Source organism: Marinobacter sp. L-13, from assembly GCF_056857715.1.
Genome location: NZ_JBSXNQ010000062.1, coordinates 25,513 through 44,024, shown reverse-complemented (window position 1 = coordinate 44,024; position 18,512 = coordinate 25,513). Strand labels below are relative to the sequence as shown.

Annotated in this window: 16 protein-coding genes and 1 tRNA gene; 12 read left to right on the top strand and 5 right to left on the bottom strand. The window is 57.5% G+C overall.

What is annotated here, in order from left to right; translation table 11 throughout:
- The first annotated feature begins 85 nt into the window (after window positions 1–85).
- The 3 genes from AC13DD_RS15390 (at window position 86) to AC13DD_RS15380 (ending at window position 5,074) form a co-directional block, all read left to right on the top strand.
- Complete coding sequence (locus AC13DD_RS15390; protein WP_069183950.1) at window positions 86–1,225, top strand: acyl-CoA dehydrogenase family protein; 1,140 nt, start codon at window positions 86–88, stop codon at window positions 1,223–1,225.
- Window positions 1,226–1,307: 82 nt separating this feature from the next.
- Window positions 1,308–3,050, top strand: coding sequence for a protein adenylyltransferase SelO (locus tag AC13DD_RS15385; protein WP_482931407.1), 1,743 nt, complete (start codon window positions 1,308–1,310; stop codon window positions 3,048–3,050).
- Between the two features lie 137 nt (window positions 3,051–3,187).
- Window positions 3,188–5,074, top strand: a complete 1,887-nt coding sequence (locus AC13DD_RS15380; RefSeq protein WP_482931406.1) for a hypothetical protein — start codon at window positions 3,188–3,190, stop codon at window positions 5,072–5,074.
- A 113-nt stretch (window positions 5,075–5,187) separates the two neighbouring features.
- Here the strand turns inward: AC13DD_RS15380 and AC13DD_RS15375 are convergent.
- Window positions 5,188–5,274, bottom strand: a tRNA-Leu gene (locus AC13DD_RS15375).
- A 252-nt stretch (window positions 5,275–5,526) separates the two neighbouring features.
- Here AC13DD_RS15375 and rnr point away from each other — a divergent pair.
- From rnr to alr, 8 genes are all read left to right on the top strand, one after another.
- Window positions 5,527–8,103, top strand: coding sequence for a ribonuclease R (gene rnr / locus AC13DD_RS15370; protein WP_482931405.1), 2,577 nt, complete (start codon window positions 5,527–5,529; stop codon window positions 8,101–8,103).
- A 15-nt stretch (window positions 8,104–8,118) separates the two neighbouring features.
- Window positions 8,119–8,856 (top strand): 23S rRNA (guanosine(2251)-2'-O)-methyltransferase RlmB, encoded by a 738-nt coding sequence (gene rlmB, locus AC13DD_RS15365; RefSeq protein ID WP_069184036.1) that lies wholly within the window; start codon window positions 8,119–8,121, stop codon window positions 8,854–8,856.
- A 245-nt stretch (window positions 8,857–9,101) separates the two neighbouring features.
- Window positions 9,102–9,518, top strand: coding sequence for a 30S ribosomal protein S6 (rpsF, locus tag AC13DD_RS15360; RefSeq protein ID WP_008176389.1), 417 nt, complete (start codon window positions 9,102–9,104; stop codon window positions 9,516–9,518).
- A gap of 25 nt (window positions 9,519–9,543) precedes the next feature.
- Window positions 9,544–9,774, top strand: a complete 231-nt coding sequence (gene rpsR, locus AC13DD_RS15355; protein ID WP_007154918.1) for a 30S ribosomal protein S18 — start codon at window positions 9,544–9,546, stop codon at window positions 9,772–9,774.
- A 26-nt stretch (window positions 9,775–9,800) separates the two neighbouring features.
- Window positions 9,801–10,667: a hypothetical protein gene (locus tag AC13DD_RS15350; protein WP_008176381.1), complete on the top strand. Its 867-nt coding sequence runs from the start codon at window positions 9,801–9,803 to the stop codon at window positions 10,665–10,667.
- Window positions 10,668–10,687: 20 nt separating this feature from the next.
- Window positions 10,688–11,134 (top strand): 50S ribosomal protein L9, encoded by a 447-nt coding sequence (gene rplI, locus AC13DD_RS15345; RefSeq protein WP_008176379.1) that lies wholly within the window; start codon window positions 10,688–10,690, stop codon window positions 11,132–11,134.
- Between the two features lie 231 nt (window positions 11,135–11,365).
- Complete coding sequence (dnaB, locus tag AC13DD_RS15340; protein ID WP_041644976.1) at window positions 11,366–12,772, top strand: replicative DNA helicase; 1,407 nt, start codon at window positions 11,366–11,368, stop codon at window positions 12,770–12,772.
- Window positions 12,772–13,848: an alanine racemase gene (alr, locus tag AC13DD_RS15335; protein ID WP_476157835.1), complete on the top strand. Its 1,077-nt coding sequence runs from the start codon at window positions 12,772–12,774 to the stop codon at window positions 13,846–13,848. The genes dnaB and alr overlap by 1 nt, the downstream gene beginning before the upstream one ends.
- A 17-nt stretch (window positions 13,849–13,865) precedes the next feature.
- Here alr and AC13DD_RS15330 read toward each other — a convergent pair whose 3' ends face one another.
- On the bottom strand, window positions 13,866–14,222 hold the full coding sequence (locus tag AC13DD_RS15330; RefSeq protein ID WP_482931404.1) for a hypothetical protein: 357 nt from the start codon (window positions 14,220–14,222) through the stop codon (window positions 13,866–13,868).
- 149 nt (window positions 14,223–14,371) lie between these two features.
- On the opposite strand from AC13DD_RS15330, the gene AC13DD_RS15325 reads away from it, so the two are divergent.
- Window positions 14,372–15,250, top strand: a complete 879-nt coding sequence (locus AC13DD_RS15325) for a sugar nucleotide-binding protein (protein ID WP_273045500.1) — start codon at window positions 14,372–14,374, stop codon at window positions 15,248–15,250.
- A gap of 27 nt (window positions 15,251–15,277) precedes the next feature.
- Here the strand turns inward: AC13DD_RS15325 and fnr are convergent, their stop codons facing one another.
- The 3 genes from fnr to ylqF all read right to left on the bottom strand — a co-directional run bounded on the left by fnr (window position 15,278) and on the right by ylqF (window position 18,355).
- On the bottom strand, window positions 15,278–16,027 hold the full coding sequence (fnr, locus tag AC13DD_RS15320; protein ID WP_273017260.1) for a fumarate/nitrate reduction transcriptional regulator Fnr: 750 nt from the start codon (window positions 16,025–16,027) through the stop codon (window positions 15,278–15,280).
- 139 nt (window positions 16,028–16,166) lie between these two features.
- Entirely contained in the window at window positions 16,167–17,375 is a 1,209-nt protein-coding gene (gene fabB, locus AC13DD_RS15315) for a beta-ketoacyl-ACP synthase I (protein WP_482931403.1), read from the bottom strand.
- 110 nt (window positions 17,376–17,485) lie between these two features.
- Window positions 17,486–18,355, bottom strand: a complete 870-nt coding sequence (gene ylqF / locus AC13DD_RS15310; protein ID WP_273070735.1) for a ribosome biogenesis GTPase YlqF — start codon at window positions 18,353–18,355, stop codon at window positions 17,486–17,488.
- Window positions 18,356–18,512: the final 157 nt, after the last annotated feature.

Below are 18,512 nucleotides of genomic sequence, written 5' to 3'. Positions count from 1 at the left end.
TGCTTTTCATCATTGAGCAAACCGGGCTCCGGGCCGAGACTTGGTGAACGACAATCACAACACAGGTCATTCACCGAGGTTCACCATGATTCCACGTACTCTCTTCGACGCCGACCTTGAAGGCTTCCGCGATTCTGTCCGCAAGTTTCTGGAGCAGGAGGCTGCGCCTTACCATGATCAGTGGGAGAAAGACGGCCAGGTCAGCCGCGAACTCTGGCAGAAGGCTGGCGAGTTGGGTTTTCTGTGTCCCTGCCTGCCAGAGGAGTTTGGCGGTGTAGGCGCGGACTTCCGGTACAGCGCGGTGTTGATCGAAGAGGTCGCCAGGGCCGGCTTGACGGGGATAGGCTGGGGCCTGCACTCTGACATCGTGGCGCCTTACGTGCTCAACTACGGCTCGGACGAGCTGAAAAATCATTATCTGCCCAAACTGGCCAGCGGTGAAATGATTGGCGCCATCGCCATGACCGAGCCGGGGGCCGGCTCGGATCTGCAGGGTGTGAAAACCACGGCGGTCAAGAACGGCGATCATTACGTTCTGAACGGTTCGAAAACCTTTATTACCAATGGTCAGCTTGCCGATGTGGTTATCGTGGTCGCCAAGACCGACCCGAAGGAAGGTGCCAAGGGTATCAGCCTGTTCATGGTGGAGACCGCCTGGGAAGGATTCGAGAAAGGCCAGAACCTGAACAAGGTGGGTATGAAGGCCCAGGACACCTCCGAGCTGTTCTTCCAGGACGTAAAGGTACCTGAAAAGAATCTGATCGGTCCGGGCGAAGGTCAGGGCTTTTTCCAGCTGATGCAGGAGCTGGCGGCCGAGCGCCTGCAGGTGGCTCTGGGCGCTGTTGCCGCTGCCGAAGCTGCCTGGCAGTGGACCCTGGATTACGTCAAGGAGCGCAACGCCTTTGGCAAGCCGGTGATTGCGTTCCAGAATACACGCTTCAAGATGGCGGAGATGAAGGCGGAAATCACCGCTGCCCGGGTGTTCACCGATCGGTGCCTGGAGCTGCATCTGGACAAAAAGCTCGACATCCCCACCGCGGCGATGCTCAAGCAGCTCACCACAGACCTGCAGTGCAAGGTAATGGATGAATGCGTGCAGCTTCACGGGGGCTACGGGTACATGTGGGAATATCCGATCGCACGGGCCTGGGCAGACTCACGAGTGCAGCGGATCTACGCCGGCACTAATGAAATCATGAAGGAAATCGTTGCCCGTTCATTCTGAACCCTCGCCACATGGGCTGGTCATAAGGGCAATTGAGGGCAGTGCTGGCACTGCCCGTTTCCTTTGATCACGAGAGGTACAGATGAACAAGCCGTTGTCGCGAGAAACCTGTTTCGAAGTGACCAACCTCGAAGAACTTGCACCGATGGCTGACTATTCGCTGATGGATTGCCTGAACGGTGATCCGGATGCCACGCCCGATGGCGTTGACCATCGACCAAGACAGGTCTATTCGGGGCATTATGTTCCCGTCCGGCCAACGCCCATCGCGAATCCTGACTACGTGGCGCACAGCCCCGGCTTGTTCCGCGAATTGGGTTTTGCAGACAGCCTGGCTCAATCCGATGACTTTGTCCGAATGTTCTCCGGAGACCTCTCACAGGTGCCGGCGCCCATGAGCAAAGTCGGCTGGGCCTGTGGCTATGCACTTTCCATCTACGGCACCGAATACACCCAACAGTGCCCGTTCCAGACCGGTAACGGCTATGGCGACGGTCGCGCCATTTCGGTTTTGGAAGCTGTTCTGAACGGTCAGCGCTGGGAAATGCAGCTCAAGGGTGGCGGACAGACGCCGTATTGCCGTGGTGGTGATGGCCGTGCGGTCCTGCGTTCCAGCGTTCGTGAATTCCTGGCCCAGGAGCACATGCACGCACTGGGTGTGCCGACCTCCCGGTCGCTGAGCCTCTATGTTTCGAAAACAGAGAGAGTACGGCGCCCCTGGTACTCTCCGGGCTCCCATTCCCTGGATCCCGACCAGCTCATTTCGGAGCCGGTTGCCATCTCCACCCGTGTCGCCCCGTCCTTCATTCGGGTAGGCCAGCTGGAACTTTTCGGGCGCAGGGCTCGAAAGCAGGAGCACCCCCGCGCCCATGAAGAACTCGAACAACTGGTACTGCACCTGATTGATCGGGAGTACCACGGCGTTATTGACCAGTCCCTCGATACGCCCACAAAAATCGTGATGCTCGCGCGGGAGTTTCGCGGCCGCCTTGCCTCGCTGGTGGCGAACTGGATCCGGGTTGGTTACTGCCAGGGCAATTTCAACAGCGACAATTGCGCCGCTGGCGGTTTCACGCTGGATTATGGGCCTTTTGGCTTCTGTGAAGTGTTCGAGCCGTTCTACCAACCCTGGACCGGTGGCGGGCAGCACTTCTCTTTCCTGAACCAACCTGCAGCGGCGGAACGGAACTTCAAGAGTTTCTGTTCGGCCCTCCAGCCGCTGCTGGAAGCTCACGACGATGAGCTGGCACAACTTCACGAGATTCACCGTGGATTCGCCGAGGTAATGCAGGCTGAGCTGGAAAAAATGTGGGCAGCGAAGCTGGGTCTTGGCGCTTTTGATGATGAACTCGTCAGGGAGCTGATTACCCTCATGGCCCGGACTCCGGTGGACTACACGATGTTCTTCCGGGAGCTCTCTTCCGTCCCCGAAGACATCGAACCCCTGAAAAACAGCTTCTACAGATCACTGGATGTGGCCGGAGGGGCCGAGTCGAAAGGTCTGCTCGACCGCTGGTCAGAATGGTTTGCCAAATGGCAATCTCAGGTTGGAATCGACGGATCTACTGGCAGCTCCCAATCCCGTGAGGAGCTATCCCGCAACATGAAGCTGGTGAACCCCAAATACACCATGCGTGAGTGGTTCGTGGTGCCTGCCTATCAGCGGGCAGCCGAGGGTGATTACCAGCCGTTAAGGGCGCTGCAGGATGTATTGACTCAACCCTACGCGGAGCAGTCGACTGCCGTTGAGTCGCAATACTACCGGCTGAAGCCATTGGAGCTGTTCGATCTGGGCGGGGTTTCCCACTACAGCTGTTCATCGTGATTGGCGCCCGTCTGGTTATTCATCAGACGGGGCGATAGTTACCAAACTTTACAAATTGCCAAACCTATCAAGGTCTCCGATCACCACATCCCCTAAAGTAGCGGCACAACCTCTAACAAGGATAAATGGTTGCCGCGATGAAACGCCTGATAGGTCTCTCTGTATCTGTTCTCTCTCTTGCCCTGGCCGGTTGCGGTGAGGAATCCGATGAGCTGCCCGTAGACGGGCGGGATTTTGATGGCGTTGAATACAGCGAGCCTGCGCCTTATACGGGTAAGGTCATCGACGGCTACCTGAAGAATGCCCGCGTTTGGCTGGATATGGATGGTGACAGCCAGTACACCCCGGGGCCTCTGGTTATCGAGCTGGATAACGGAAGCGAAGTCACCCTTGCCGCGGGTGAGCCGACCGGCATGAGTGGTGCTGGCGGTCGTTTCGCGATGGATATTTCGGAACTGGTTCTGGATCCTGGCGTGGGTCCGGATCTTGATCCACGGGACTATCCGCTTCATGCGGTCGCCCTGCCGGGGAAAACCCTTGAAGAGACGCGCAGCGGAGACGTCCCGGTGGCGAGCGCCTATCTGATGTCGGCGCCTCCGGGTGTTCGCAATATCACGCCCTTGACCACGCTGGCCCGTTACCGGGGCATCGTCGGCCTGGGTACCTTCCTGGAAACGCCTTCTGGCGCCGCAGCGAGTCTGGCCGACCTGAATCTGGTGCGGGACTATATCCTCGCCGGGGACGAGCGCTCACATGCCTACGCCCGGGCATTGGCGAGGTTTATGGCCAGTCAGCTGCCTGCAGCTGACAACGAGCTGTTGGGGCAAGAAGCAAGTGATGGAAGAGAGCACTTTCTTAACAAGAAAGAGGTATTCTTGCTGGGCGTATCTCTGGTTCAGAGTGCCGGCGACGTCATTGCGGTAGTTGATGCAGCCGCGCCTCAGGGACAATACGCCAATGTTGATGTCGATGCTCTTGATTTGCCTGAGGTGGAGCTGGAGCTTAGTGACCCGGTGTTGCTGACCAGCCAAAAGGTATACGCCGAGCCCTCCAACCAGGACACATTGCCCGCCAGTCGCTCCGGCCTTCAGATCTCCGCCGAGTTGGCGTTCGATTACAGTGAGAGCGGGCGCCTCGCGTCTGTCTCGGCAAACGGCTGTCTGGCACCCTCCATGCCGGAGTTGGCAAGACTGATTGCTGTGAATGGCTATATGGCGGACCTGGAAACCCAGTGGTTGCCCTCCGCCGCGCTTTCGGAGCAGAGTCGTCTGAATTTCGACGAAGAGGGCACGGATGAGCGGCTGGTTTTTGATTGGGGCAATCGCCGTATTCACTTCGAGACCAGCACCACCTGCCATGAACACAGGGGGATTGCAGCGGATTCAACGGAGTTGGGCGGCCCTCCAGAGGTCACTTACAGCTGGACGAGGGACAGTGGCGATCTGGTGGAGTTGGTTGCAGAGACCAGCAGTGGCGCAACGCGTACGCTGGTTCCGGAAACTGAAAATGCCTCGTCTGTTTTTCCCGGTTACCGGATTTCAGAGCAGGGCAGTGAGGTGGAGGCCTTAACGATTGCGGCCGACATCACCGGCTGCACTCCACAGCAGGATGCCGTGGACGCGAGTCAGGTTGTGACAGGCGTTCTGCCATACCAGTTTTCTGGCTACGATCCCCAGCCTGCCGGCTTTACCGGCCCGGTTCTCGAATTTGATCTAAGGGAATTTTCCGGGCCCGAGCAACCGAATCTTCGGCTGTTGCGCTATGGATTTCTGGATCCGTATCTTCTCCAGCTGCCCCGTGTGACTGGCGATGGCAGTTTCGAGTGGGCGATAAACTATCCGGCAGCAGATGGGCCAGGCTTTGTTGCAGAGCAACCGAACCTTATCCGCGATGCCTATCTGAAAAATTACAATTCGTCCGGAGAATGCGGCCGCGAGTTTGAGGGTGTGCCTAATTCTGCTTATGCGAAGGTAGAGTTTGGTTACCAGAGGTTGTCTGAGTATCTGGTGGGGCTGCTGGAATAACCACGATCAGGGGCAATCTGGCTTCTGGCAAAAAGACTGCGTCGATTGGATGCTATTTGTGGGAACTAATGGCTTCGCCGGTTGGCTGTCTTGCCATTTCCTGAGGGAGGAAATGGTGCCGAGGAGAGGACTTGAACCTCCACGGGGTTGCCCCCACTAGCACCTGAAGCTAGCGTGTCTACCAATTTCACCACCTCGGCAGGTGATTTGCAGAACCTTAGCTTGTTGAAAACTAAACGTTTCTGCCAGCGTTGAGGTGTGTCCCTCAACCGATGGCGCGTACTTTAATAATTCCCGCCGAGGCTGTCAAACATTTTTTCGCAAAAAGAATGGCAGGTATTTGTGCCTATTCCTTGCAGGTTGATAGGCAGGAGCTCCATCCCAACGTTATACTCCATTGCAAACGAATATGAACTGTGCCGCGTTGGTACAGCCTCTTAACAAGGATCCGAATGGTTTCCAGGAAGAAAAACGACCGGGATCCTCACGCCAGCCGTGAGGCCCAGAAATACGAAAATCCTATTCAAAGCCGGGAATTTATCCTCGCGCATCTCAAAGAGCGTGGCGCTCCCGCAACCCACGAAACACTGTGTTCAGAACTTGGTCAGTCGTCAGAGGAGGGCATTGAAGCCCTTCGTCGGCGATTGATTGCCATGTGTCGGGACGGGCAGTTGATTTGTAACCGGCGTGGCGCCTACCTTCCCATTGAGGAAGCCGACCTGGTGACGGGGCGGGTGATTGGGCACAAAGATGGCTTCGGCTTTCTGGTGCCGGATGACGGGGGCTCTGATCTGTTTCTCACTGCCCGACAGATGCGTCAGGTGTTTCATGGTGATCGGGTGGCCGCTCGGGTTGATCGAGTTGATGATCGAGGCCGGCGCGAAGGTGTGATCGTTGAAGTTCTGGAATACCGGACCAGCCAGACGGTGGGACGCTTTTTCCAGGAAAGTGGTATCAACTTCGTTGTTCCTGAAAACGCGCGGATCAATCACGAAGTACTGATTCCCCAGGAGAATTGCGGCAATGCCCGCCACGGCCAGTATGTTGTGGTGGACATAGTTCGCCAGCCCACCGTGCGCACCCAGCCATTGGGCAAGGTTGTCGAGGTGCTTGGCGAACACATGGCACCAGGGATGGAAATTGACGTTGCCATCCGTTCCTATGACATTCCCCACAGCTGGCCGCCCGCGGTCGGTGAGCAAACGGCACAGATTCCGGAAGAGGTCACTGAGAAAGACAAGGCCAATCGGAAGGATATCCGCAATCTCAGGCTGGTAACCATCGATGACGAAACGGCCCGGGACTTCGACGATGCTGTCTATTGCGAGCCAAGGCCTCGTGGTGGCTATCGCCTGATCGTTGCGATTGCCGACGTGTCCCACTACGTCCGGCCCGGTTCCCCACTGGATGAAGAGGCGTTAAACCGCAGTACGTCGGTTTATTTCCCCGACCACGTTGTGCCAATGCTGCCAGAAAAGCTGTCCAATGGCCTTTGCTCGTTGAATCCTGGCGTCGATCGCCTCTGCATGGTGGCCGATATGACCATTAGCGCCGCCGGTAACATCAGCAGCTACAACTTTTATCAGGCGGTCATGTTCAGTCATGCGCGGCTTACCTACAACAAGGTAAGTACCATGCTGGAGCATCCGGACACCGAGCAGGGCTATAAGCTGTGCGAGCAATACGCCAACGTGCTCCCGCAGTTGCACAATCTTTATGGTCTTTACCAGTTGTTGCGCAAGGCGCGTACCGAGCGTGGTGCAATTGATTTCGAAACCACCGAAACCAAGATCGTGTTTGACGCCGACCGGAAGATAGAAGAAATCGTTCCAGTACAGCGCAACGCTGCCCACAAGATCATTGAGGAGTGCATGCTGTGTGCGAACGTTGCCACAGCGCGGTTCCTGAAAAAACACAAGCTCCCGGCACTCTACCGGGTGCATGACGGTCCTTCCGAGGAGCGCCTTAATGCGGTTCGTCTGTTCCTGGGTGAGCTGGGTCTGCAACTGGGCGGCGGTGATAACCCCACGTCTGCGGATTATCAGGAGCTGCTGAACAGTATCAAAGATCGCTCGGATGCCAATGTTATCCAGACGGTGATGCTGCGTTCACTCAGCCAGGCCGTCTACAGCCCTGAAGAGGGCGGCCATTTTGGTCTTGGTTATGCGGGTTATGCTCACTTTACGTCGCCGATCCGGCGTTACCCGGACTTGATCAATCACCGGGCCATAAAGTCGGTTATTCACGGAGGGAAGCCCTCCAAGGATGTGGTTCCGCCTCCCAAACCGGACCCCGAGCTCGCCGAGTACCCCTATGATATGGCCCGGATGGAGCAGCTGGGTGAGCATACCTCAATGGCAGAACGCCGTGCCGATGATGCTACCCGGGATGTCATGGCGTGGTTGAAGTGTGAGTACCTTAGTGATCATGTAGGTGAGGAATACGATGGCGTCATTGCCTCCGTCGTGCCCTTCGGTTTCTTTGTGGAGCTTTCTGGCGTCTACATAGAAGGGCTGGTGCACGTGTCGACGCTAAGCGGTGACTTCTTCCATCACGATTCAGCCAAGCATCGCCTCATCGGTGAGCGCACAGCAATGAGTTTCCGGCTCGGGGATGAGGTCCGTGTGAAGGTCGTTCGGGTTGGAATGGAGGACCGCAAGATCGACCTGGAGCTGATCAGCGAACCGGTCCACCGACAGGCTGATCGCGACGCGCTTGCGGTTCCTGATACAGGCGAGCGTGGAAAGGCCAGGCGTAACGCCGGCAAAGGCGGCAAGCCGCCGGGCAAATCCAAGCCTGCACGAAAGAGTGCATCACCCGGCGAACCTGGCCTGAAGCGCCCGAGGAAACGCCCGGCGTCGACGTCATCGAAGAAAAAGGGGCCTGAGGCCTTCGATGATAATGAAACGCCTTCTGCCAGGGATGAGCTGGTTGCGAAGGCCGCGAAACTCGCCCTGAAAAAAGGCAAGAAGGGCAGTGGCGCTGGCAAAGGCGACAAGAAAGGCAAGCCGCGCAAATCAGGCAAGTAACAGGAAGCAGAATCAGTGTCCGGAGAATTTGTGTTTGGCTGGCACGCGGTTGAGGCTGTCCTCAAACGCGAGCCTGAGCGTCTGCAGCAGGTCTGGATCCAGACCGGCCGGCAGGATAAGCGGGTCAAGAGTATTACCGATACCCTCGATAGCCTCGGCGTGCGCTGGAAAGTTGTGCACCGTAAAGAACTGGACGAGCGGGTGTCCGGTGTTCATCAGGGGATTGTCGCTGCTGTCAGCGAAAGTCGCGAGTGGACCGAAGACGATTTGCTGGCGCAGCTGGCAGGCAGTGACAAGCCGCCGTTTTTACTTGTCCTTGATGGCGTGACCGATCCCCATAATCTCGGCGCCTGTATGCGCACGGCCGATGCCGTGGGTGTTCAGGCGGTCATTGTTCCCAAGGACAAGTCCGCTTCGCTGACTCCGGTTGCCCGCAAGGTTGCCTGTGGTGCTGCCGAGACGGTGCCCTTTGTACGGGTCACCAATCTCGCACGTTTTCTGCGCAGTTTGCAGGATCAGGGTGTTTGGCTGATCGGTACTGCCGGTGAGGCAAAGGCAACGCTATACCAGGCCGATTTCAAGGGCCCGGTGGCGCTGGTGATGGGGGCCGAAGGCAAAGGGATGCGCCGACTGACACGGGAGCACTGCGACCAGCTGATCAATATCCCCATGCTTGGTCATGTCGACAGCCTCAACGTCTCTGTGGCTACGGGTGTTTGCCTATACGAAGCACTGCGCCAGCGGCTTGGTTAACCCTTGCACACAGGGCCTTCCCCGCCTAGAATACGTGACCCCTTTTTTAAGGGGTGGTTTTGTATTGCCTGATTGCAGGCAATACCGGGCCAAGCTTTTGATCAAGCCTTTCTTGTAAAGCCTTATTGATAAAGCAAAAAGAAACCGGCAGCAGCAGCTGTCAACTCCTTGCTTTCATGTTTGTCGGTCGCGGGTTCAACGCCGTGCCGGTAAAAAGGAAGCTGTTTAAACCGTAGGGAGAACTCATGCGTCACTACGAAATCGTTTTTATGGTACATCCGGATCAGAGCGAGCAGGTGCCCGCGATGATCGAGCGTTATACCGGCGTCATCACTGAAGATGGCGGCAAGGTACATCGCCTGGAAGATTGGGGCCGTCGTCACCTGGCATACCCGATCAACAAGATTCACAAGGCTCACTACGTACTGATGAACGTTGAATGTTCACAGGCCGCGATGGACGAGCTGACTCACAACTTCCGTTTCAACGATGCAATCATCCGCGACATGATCCTGCGCCGTGATGGTGCGGATACAGACCTGTCCCCGATGAAAGCTTCCGAGTCCCGTGAAGACCGTCGTGGCGGCGATGATCGCCCGCGTCGTTCAGCCGAATCTGACGAGCCACGTCAGCGTGCTGAAACCCAGGACGAAGAAGAGTAATTAACCGGAGTTGAGGAGTTAAGTTATGGCTCGTTTTTTCAGACGTCGTAAGTTCTGCCGCTTCACGGCAGAGGGTGTTAAGGAGATCGATTACAAAGATCTGGACACCCTGAAAGGCTACATCACTGAAACCGGCAAAATCGTGCCCAGCCGCATCACCGGCACCAAAGCACGTTATCAGCGTCAGCTGGCAACCGCTATCAAGCGTGCCCGCTACCTGGCACTGCTGCCGTACTCGGACAGCCACGATAACTAAGTAACAGAAACACAGGACTTGGGACCATGCGTGCACTTGCACAGTATGTAATGCGCGGTCCCTTCCAGGCCGGCGGGGTAGCAGCAGTCACGACTGCAGTGCCCTTGTTGTTCTGGATTGGCGCAGCCGTTGTCGGCCTGGTTATTCTCAGGCTTGGCATCAGCCAGGGGCTCAATATCGGGCTCTGGGCATTACTTCCGGCGCTTGGCTGGAGCATTTTCGGGCAGGACCCGACCGCTCTGGCTGTATTGCTCCAGGTGATGCTCATGGCGTCGCTGATCAGAACCACGCAGTCCTGGGAAAAAGCCCTGCTTGCGGGAAGTTTTCTCGCAATCGTCACAGGCCTGATGTTGCCTGTGGTCTACCCGGGCTTGCTGGATGATCTGGTCCAGGCCGGGGTGAGCTTTTACCAACAGTACAATGCCGAAATCGCGCAGAGTCTCGGCGATGACCTCGACAGGGTTATCCGCGACACGATGAACGCGAGTATGGCCGGTACCTACCTGGCAACGGGTGTGGGCATGACCATGCTGGCGCGGTCCTGGCAGGCGGGGCTTTATAACCCCGGTGGGTTCCGCAAGGAATTCCATAGCCTGCGGCTGTCGGCGCCGATTGCGGTGTTGTGTGCAGTGACCATGGTGGTTGGTCCGATCCTCGGGCTGAATTCCATGTTGCTTGCCTGGGCTGCGGGAACACCGTTGTTCCTGGCCAGCCTGGCACTGGTGCACGGCGTTGTTGGTTTGAAAAAGCTCAGTGGGAACTGGTTGGCGATGTTTTATGTAGCGCTGATCCTTTTGGGCCCAAGCCTGATGATTCTGTTAGTGGTTCTGGCTTTTGTGGATAGCTGGCTGGATATTCGGAGGCGTATAAGCCCTGCCGGGCCGGCTGAATAAAGCACGAAGAGGTTAACGAGATGGAAGTTATTCTGCTCGAGAAAGTTGCAAACCTTGGCTCCCTGGGTGACAAGGTAAAGGTTAAGGCCGGTTACGGTCGTAATTTCCTGCTTCCTTATGGCAAGGCTGTACCTGCCACTGAAGCAAACCTGAAGGCGTTCGAAGAGCGTCGTGCCGAGCTTGAGAAAGCAGCTGCTGAGAAGCTGTCTGCTGCCCAGGCCCGCGCCGAGGCCCTCGAGGGTGCCGCTTTCACCATCAGCTCCAAGGCCGGTGAAGAAGGCAAGCTGTTCGGTTCTATCGGTGTGCGCGACATCGCTGACGCGATCACTGCCGGTGGTACCGAAGTAGAGAAGAGCGAAGTTCGTCTGCCGGAAGGCCCGATCCGGGTGACTGGCGAGTACGAGATTGAGCTTCAGCTGCACTCCGACGTTGAAGTAAGCGTCAAGCTGGCGGTTGTTGCCGAGTAAGCCGTTTTCTCTGGAAACGGTGCTGGGGTTGCCCCGGCTCTGGTAATACGCTGGTGGCCCCACTGCCTCTTTAGAGGCTGGTGCCGGCCAACCTGACAGGCCCGAACCGCATCTCGCGGCTTTCGGGCCTGTTGCTTTCTGGTATGCTGTTAAGACCCTGTAACCCCCTCCCATTGCTTCGGCAGGTCGCTTAAACTGTCGTGGTTATGATGTGCAACTGAAGATGTGTTCATGGCCAAGCCCAATCTGAAGCCCGCGAGTACCGATCTCGAAACCAGCCGGATCAAGGTTCCCCCTCATTCTGTCGAAGCAGAGCAGGCAGTCCTGGGCGGCCTGATGCTGGACAATCGCCGGTTTGACGAGATCTCCGAGGTGATTTCGGCCGCCGATTTTTACCGACAGGACCACCGGCTGATCTTTGGCGCTGTGGAGCGCCTTGCCAGTGAGAGTGAGCCGCTGGATGTGGTCACCCTCGCCGAATTCCTGGAGCGGGCCGGTGATATCGAAGATGCCGGTGGTTTGTCCTATCTGGCGGAATTGGCCGAGAAAACCCCGGGTGCAGCCAACATCCGTGCCTACGCCGATATCGTCCGGGAACGCTCCATTCTGCGCCAACTGGTGGAGGTGTCCGGCAAGATTTCCGATTCGGCCTTTAATCCGCTCGGGCGAAACAGCAATGAGATTCTGGATGAGGCTGAGCGCAGCGTTTTCCAGATTGCCGAAGCGCGGGTCAAGGAGGGTTCCGGGCCGCAGGCCATCAACCCCATTCTGGCCAAGACCCTGAGCCGGATTGAGGAACTGTTTGAGTCAGGTGAGCAGACCACCGGCCTGACCACCGGTTTCAAGGATCTGGATGAGCAGACCTCGGGCATGCAGCCTTCGGACCTGATCATCGTGGCGGGTCGCCCCTCCATGGGTAAGACGACCTTTGCGATGAATATTGTCGAGAATGCCCTGATCAGCACCGGCACGCCGGTTCTGGTGTTCAGTATGGAGATGCCGGCGGATGCCCTTGCCATGCGTATGCTCTCGTCGCTCGGGCGCATTGACCAGACCAAGGTTCGCGGCGGCAAGCTGGAAGAAGACGACTGGCCCCGGCTGACCTCGGCGGTGAGCCTTCTGAAAGACAAGCCGCTTTATATCGACGATACGCCGGGCCTGAGCCCTACCGAGATGCGTTCCCGGGCGCGCCGTATTGCCCGGGAAAACGACGGCAAGATTGGCCTGATCATGGTCGACTACCTGCAGCTTATGCGGGTGCCCGGCAACACCGAGGGTCGGACCGCTGAGATCTCGGAAATTTCCCGGTCACTGAAGGGTATCGCCAAAGAGTTGAGTTGCCCGGTGGTGGCCCTGTCCCAGCTTAACCGGAGCCTTGAGCAGCGGCCCAACAAGCGCCCGGTGAACTCGGATTTGCGGGAATCCGGCGCCATCGAGCAGGACGCCGACGTCATCATGTTTGTGTACCGGGATGAAGTCTACAACGAGGACACCCCGGACAAGGGCATTGCCGAGATCATTATTGGTAAGCAGCGGAACGGCCCCATTGGCACCATCCGACTTGCGTTTATCGGCAAGTACACGAAATTCGAAGATCTGGCCCACGGCGATTACAGCGACTACGGCGGGGAGTATTGATGCCCCGCAGTACGATTGCCCGGATTGATCTGGACGCCTTGCGCCGGAACTTCCAGACTGCCCAGCGGCGGGCAGGCGGGGCCAGTGTGATGGCCGTGGTGAAAGCCGATGGCTATGGCCACGGTATCGGGCCGGTGGCTTCGGCGCTGGATAGCCTGGCGCCGAAATACGCAGTGGCTTGCCTGGAAGAAGCGCGTGCCATTCGGGAAACAGGTCTGACACAGCCGGTCGTCCTGCTTCAGGGCGTCCATGCTGAAGCGGATATCGCTGAATGCGCCCGGAGTGGCTTTGAGCCGGTGTTCCATAGTTTCCAGCAACTGGCGTGGCTGGAGCGTCTGGATACATGGCCCGCTTTCTGGCTGAAAGTGAACAGCGGTATGAACCGTCTCGGCTTTCATCCGGACGAGCTGGCCGGGGTGATGAGCCGGTTACAGGCCATGAGCGCTGATACAGAGCTCCTGGGGTTCGTCACGCATTTTGCGTGCGCCGACGATCCAGACAGCGCAATGACGGCGCAGCAGACTGCGGTGTTCGAAAAGGCTACGTCTTCGTTCCCGGATTTAATGAAGAGCGTTGCCAATTCGGCCGCCCATTTTCGACCGGGCCAGCCGATGTTTGACTGGAGCCGCCCCGGAATCATGTTGTATGGCGGCTCACCAATGGTGGGCACGACCGGTCCCGAGCTTGGCCTCGAGCCGGTTATGTCGCTTGAGGCCCCCTTGATCAGCACCCGCTTGGTGCCGGCGGGCGAGTCTGTTGGCTATGGGGCCAGCTGGGTTGCCGATCGGGACACCCGGATGGGTATGGTCGCGATCGGTTACGGTGATGGCTACCCCCGGCATGCCGGCACCAATACGCCTGCGGCGATCAACGGCCAGCGGATCAGACTGATTGGCCGGGTATCCATGGACATGCTGGCGGTGGACCTCACCAATGCACCCGATGCGAAGGAGGGTGACAGCGTTGAACTCTGGGGTCGCACCGTGGGGGTCGATGAGGTAGCCGCCTGTGCCGGCACTATCTCCTACGAGTTGATGACCGGCATCACCGGGCGGGTACCGCGGCAATACCGGTAGCGCTGTGGCGCGCTTTTTCAACCTGGTTCCGGTTCGTGAATGATTTCCTCGATAAAGTCGAGAATGGCAGCGAGGCTGCGGTCGTCCAGCTTTTTGAGCACCTTGTGCACGACCATCTTGCTGCCCTTGAGCATGCTGCTGATGCCCATTTTGGCCATGCCCATCATCATGCTGCTGGCATGCAGGCGGCGAAGCGGCTCCAGGAAAAAGAAGTCCAGACCTTCTTCGGTCATGTCCACAATCAGGTTGAAGAGCTTGTCGATGGCTTCCTTGTCGGCCTTGCCGCGTTCGCGCAGTTCGCCGACGGTATACAGGGCCCGGGTTCGCAACTCATCAGGGATCGGCGCCGCAATGTGGCTCTGTTGTTTCAGCATGACAGTTCCTGTTGTTGTATGCTCTTGAAAGAAATAGCAAAGCATTAAATTCAGACTGCATCAGTGTAGGCGCCGGAATCCAGAAGCCATTGGCCAAACCGGTTCCGAAATAACGTCACATCAGTGATATCGGGAGGCATTGAATCCTCGTGCATGTACTTGTTGTTCACGATTACGGCCCTTTGGGGAAGGTTTTGCTGGAGCGCTTGCGGGCAACGCACCTGCACGTCAGCCCTTTGCTTGTCAGCGATCCCTCCAACGCCGATCTTGATGCACTGGAGAACTGGATTCCCGAAGATACCGACCTGATCGTAAATGCACTCTGGATGGCCGATCCGGAGGTCGCCGAGAATGATCCTGAGGGCGTCCATATGGCGGCATTCTCGCTACCCGTGGCCATGGCCGAGTTTGCACGTGATCGTGGTATGGCGCTGCTCCAGCTGTCCTCCTGCTACGTGTTCGATGGCCGGAAGCAAAGCGGCTACATCACTTCCAATCCGGGGCAGCCGGTGAATGAACTGGGCAACTGGCAATGGGAGTGCGAGCAGGCCCTGCGCACTCTGCTGCCCAGACACATTATCCTGCGGACCGGATGGAGCCTGGCGCGGTTTATCCGCAAGGTGCAGGTCAGCACAGCGGCCGACGAGGTCCTGTCACTGCCGGGACGTTGCCGGGGGCAGCCGGTGGCGGTCCGGGATCTGGCCCGGGTGATTGAAGCAGTGGTGCTTCAGCTCGATTGTGGTGCCGAAGTCTGGGGGACGTATCAGTACGCCGGTGCCGAGGAAATCAATCTGTACGAGTTGGGCCTGGCAATTGCCGGCCTTCCCGGGATTCCTGAAGGTATCCGGGTGGTAGATGAGGTGCCGGAGTGGGGGCATCTCGAGCCGGTCAATACCACTCTGATCTGCACCAAGATCCGCAATACGTTCGGTATCAAACAGATGCCATGGCGCTCTGGCCTGGTGGATGAACTGACCATGCTGAAAAAGAATAACGGCAGGGAAGTGGAGAGTGAGCCCGCCGGTTGATGACATCGGCGGGCAAAAAGTGGTTTCTCAGTTATTGCACTGGCGGGAGAATTCCCGGCTGACCATCTGCAGGGCTTCGATGTCCAGAAGTTCGACTTCCCGGCCCCGGGCCTTGATAATCCCCTGATTCTGGAAGCGTGTGAATACCCGGCTTACGGTTTCAACCGCTAGCCCGAGAAAGTTGGCGATGTCGTTACGTGCCATGGGCAGGCTGAAGTTGGTCGGGGACATCCGGCGGCGCTGGAAGCGGCTGGAAAGCGACAGCAGCAGTGCGGCAATGCGCTCTTCGGCGGTATTCTTGCTCAGCAGCATGGCCAGCTGATGGCTGTTCTGGATCTCCTGGCTCATCAGGTGATACATGTGATGCTGCAGTTCCGGCAGCTTGCCGGTCAGCTCCTCCAGTTTGTCGATCGGAAACTCGCAGACGCTGGTCCTCTCCAGAGCCTTGGCGGTGCAGGCATAATGCTCGCTGCCAATGCTGTCCAGACCCACCAGTTCACCGGGCATGAAAAAGCCGGTCACCTGCTCTTCGCCGCTCTCGGTAATAATCGACGTCTTGATGGAGCCACTTTTCACCGCAAAGCAGGAGCGGTAGGGCGTGCTCTGGTCAAAGATGTGTTCGCCGCGGTTGAAGATCCGCCCCTGCTGGACAATGTCTTCCAGCCGGTCAAGATCGTTCTCTTCAACTGCCAGGGGAAGGCAAAGGTTGCTCAGGCTGCACTGGTGGCAGGAGGCCTTGAGGGGAGAAGCCTGACGAAACGGAATTGCTTGAGCCATACGTGATGATCCGTCCGATTTGATCCATATCAAAACTGTACCTTAATACGGATAACTGTCTTTGCCAAGGATCAAGCTTAATGATCTTAGAATATAATTCCAAAAGATAAGGGCCCGAAGGCCCCTATGCGAGTCAGGCTTACAGTTTTTCAAACACCAGGGACGCGTTAGTGCCACCAAACCCGAAACTGTTGGACATCACGGTGTTCAGTGCGCCTTCGCGACTTTGCGGGCCGACTAGTGGAATATCGCTGATTTTCTCGTCCGGATTGTTGAGATTTTTGGTGCCTGCAATGAAATCGTTCTGCAGCATCAGGAGCGAGTAGATCGCCTCCTGCACACCTGCGGCACCCAGGGAGTGGCCGGTCAGGGATTTGGTCGAGGAAATAGGGGGAATGTCGGAACCAAAGGTTGCGCGCACGGCGCCCAGTTCGGCGACATCGCCCACCGGTGTGCTGGTACCGTGGGCATTAATGTAGTCAATCTTGCCCCGGATGGTCGCCATGGCCTGCTTCATACAGCGCTGGGCGCCTTCACCGGAGGGTGCGACCATGTCGTAGCCGTCGGAAGTGGCACCGTAGCCGGTGAGTTCGGCAATGATGTTGGCGCCCCGTTTCTTCGCATGCTCCAGTTCCTCGAGCACCATCATGCCGCCACCACCGGCAATTATGAAACCGTCCCGGCCGGCATCGAAGGGCCGTGAAGCCGTTTCAGGGGCATCGTTGTACTTGGTGGAGAGCGCGCCCATGGCGTCAAACATCATGGTCAGGCTCCAGCCCTCTTCTTCACCACCTCCGGCGAACACAATGTCCTGCTTGCCGGCCTGGATCTGCTCCATGGCGTGGCCAATACAGTGAGCGCTGGTGGCACAGGCCGAGGACATGGAATAGTTCACACCCCGGATCTTGTAGGCGGTGGCCAGGCAGGCGGAAACCGTGCTGGTCATGATGCGTGGCACCATGTAGGGCCCGATGCGTTTCACGCCTTTTTCCCGCATGATGTCGGTGGCTTCCACCTGGCTGGAACAGGAGGCGCCGCCGGAGCCGGCGATCAGACCGGTGCGGTCGTTGGAGATCAGGTCTTCGGTCAGCCCTGCCTGGGCAATGGCCTGTTCCATGGACAGAAAACTGTACATGGCAGCCGGGCCCATGAAGCGGCGGATCTTCCGGTCGATAACAGATGTGTCCACATCCACAGAACCGGCAATCTGGCTGCGGAAGCCCATTTCCTTGTAGGTTTCATTAAATCGGATGCCGGACTTTCCGTTTTTCAGGCTATCCCTGACCTCATCCAGTGAATTGCCAATGCAGGACACAATGCCCATACCGGTGACGACGACGCGTCTCATAAGTTCCTCCTTACCGACCGGCCGATATGGCCGATCTTGCGATCAATAACGTTATTTAACAGTCTAGGCGCTTTGGCCCGGATACGATATTTGACCTTGGTAAGGGGAGGTTAGTTCGTCGCCGTTTCGGCTTCCCGGGTCTCACGCTCGACAATTTCCGGGGTTTCCAGGGAAATGCGCCCCAGCTTGCCGGATCGGAACTCGTTAAGAAGCACTTCGGAAACCTTGTGCAGGTCCGGAATACCGCCGCGACCGAAAAACCGGCGTTTCGCGGCAATGCCGTCCATCAATTCCAGACCGTCCCTGGGAAGTTCATCGAATCCGTAACGGGCCTTTACCAGCTCCGGGTAGGCCTCCAGCAGAAACTCGGCCTCGAACAAGGCCACATCCTCGAAATCCAGGACCGCGCTGCGAATCGCGCCGGTAATCGCCAGCCTGTAACCGCAGGCTTCTGGAGAGAGTTTTGGCCACAGAAAACCAGGGGTGTCGTACAACAGGATATTGTGAGGCAGCTTGATGGCCTGCTGCGCCCTGGTCACGGCGGGTTCATTACCGGTTTTGGCCGCCGGCCGTCCGGCGAGCGTATTGATCAGAGTAGATTTGCCGACGTTCGGAATGCCCAGAATCATTACCCGCAGTGCACTCTTCTGCCGATCGTGATCCGGCGTCATCTCCTCAGCCAGTTTCAGGATATCCAGTGCTTCATTGCGCTGATTGTGGGTCAGGGTAATGGCTCTTACCCCACGCTCCTTCTCCAGCCACGCCTGCCAGCGGGCGGTAATGTCCGGGTCGGCCAGATCGCGCTTGTTGAGGACCCTGATCAACGGGGTGTCACCGCGCAGGGCAGGCACCAGCGGATTTTCGCTGCTGAAAGGAATCCGCGCGTCGAGAACCTCAATGATGAGATCCATCTGCGGCATGACTTTTTTGATCTCCTTGCGGGCCTTATGCATATGCCCTGGAAACCAGTTGATGGCCATCGTATCTGCTCCGGATTGGGTTAACCGGCGCCATTATGAAGGGGAATGACCAAACTTTCACATTTGTTTGAATCCCCGTGTGTGGCGGCTTTTGGCGGGGGATACTGAGAAGTATGTACAAAAAGAGGGCTGATCGGGGTGAAAAACCGTATCCGTA

Excerpts from the sequence above, each read along its gene's own strand:
- ylqF (WP_273070735.1), bottom strand. The coding sequence starts at position 18,355 with ATGGCCATCAACTGGTTTCCAGGGCATATGCATAAGGCCCGCAAGGAG.
- rnr (WP_482931405.1), top strand. The coding sequence starts at position 5,527 with ATGGTTTCCAGGAAGAAAAACGACCGGGATCCTCACGCCAGCCGTGAG.
- alr (WP_476157835.1), top strand. The coding sequence starts at position 12,772 with ATGCCCCGCAGTACGATTGCCCGGATTGATCTGGACGCCTTGCGCCGG.
- AC13DD_RS15385 (WP_482931407.1), top strand. The coding sequence starts at position 1,308 with ATGAACAAGCCGTTGTCGCGAGAAACCTGTTTCGAAGTGACCAACCTC.
- rpsF (WP_008176389.1), top strand. The coding sequence starts at position 9,102 with ATGCGTCACTACGAAATCGTTTTTATGGTACATCCGGATCAGAGCGAG.
- AC13DD_RS15330 (WP_482931404.1), bottom strand. The coding sequence starts at position 14,222 with ATGCTGAAACAACAGAGCCACATTGCGGCGCCGATCCCTGATGAGTTG.
- fabB (WP_482931403.1), bottom strand. The coding sequence starts at position 17,375 with ATGAGACGCGTCGTCGTCACCGGTATGGGCATTGTGTCCTGCATTGGC.
- AC13DD_RS15390 (WP_069183950.1), top strand. The coding sequence starts at position 86 with ATGATTCCACGTACTCTCTTCGACGCCGACCTTGAAGGCTTCCGCGAT.
- fnr (WP_273017260.1), bottom strand. The coding sequence starts at position 16,027 with ATGGCTCAAGCAATTCCGTTTCGTCAGGCTTCTCCCCTCAAGGCCTCC.
- AC13DD_RS15380 (WP_482931406.1), top strand. The coding sequence starts at position 3,188 with ATGAAACGCCTGATAGGTCTCTCTGTATCTGTTCTCTCTCTTGCCCTG.
- dnaB (WP_041644976.1), top strand. The coding sequence starts at position 11,366 with ATGGCCAAGCCCAATCTGAAGCCCGCGAGTACCGATCTCGAAACCAGC.
- AC13DD_RS15350 (WP_008176381.1), top strand. The coding sequence starts at position 9,801 with ATGCGTGCACTTGCACAGTATGTAATGCGCGGTCCCTTCCAGGCCGGC.
- rpsR (WP_007154918.1), top strand. The coding sequence starts at position 9,544 with ATGGCTCGTTTTTTCAGACGTCGTAAGTTCTGCCGCTTCACGGCAGAG.
- rplI (WP_008176379.1), top strand. The coding sequence starts at position 10,688 with ATGGAAGTTATTCTGCTCGAGAAAGTTGCAAACCTTGGCTCCCTGGGT.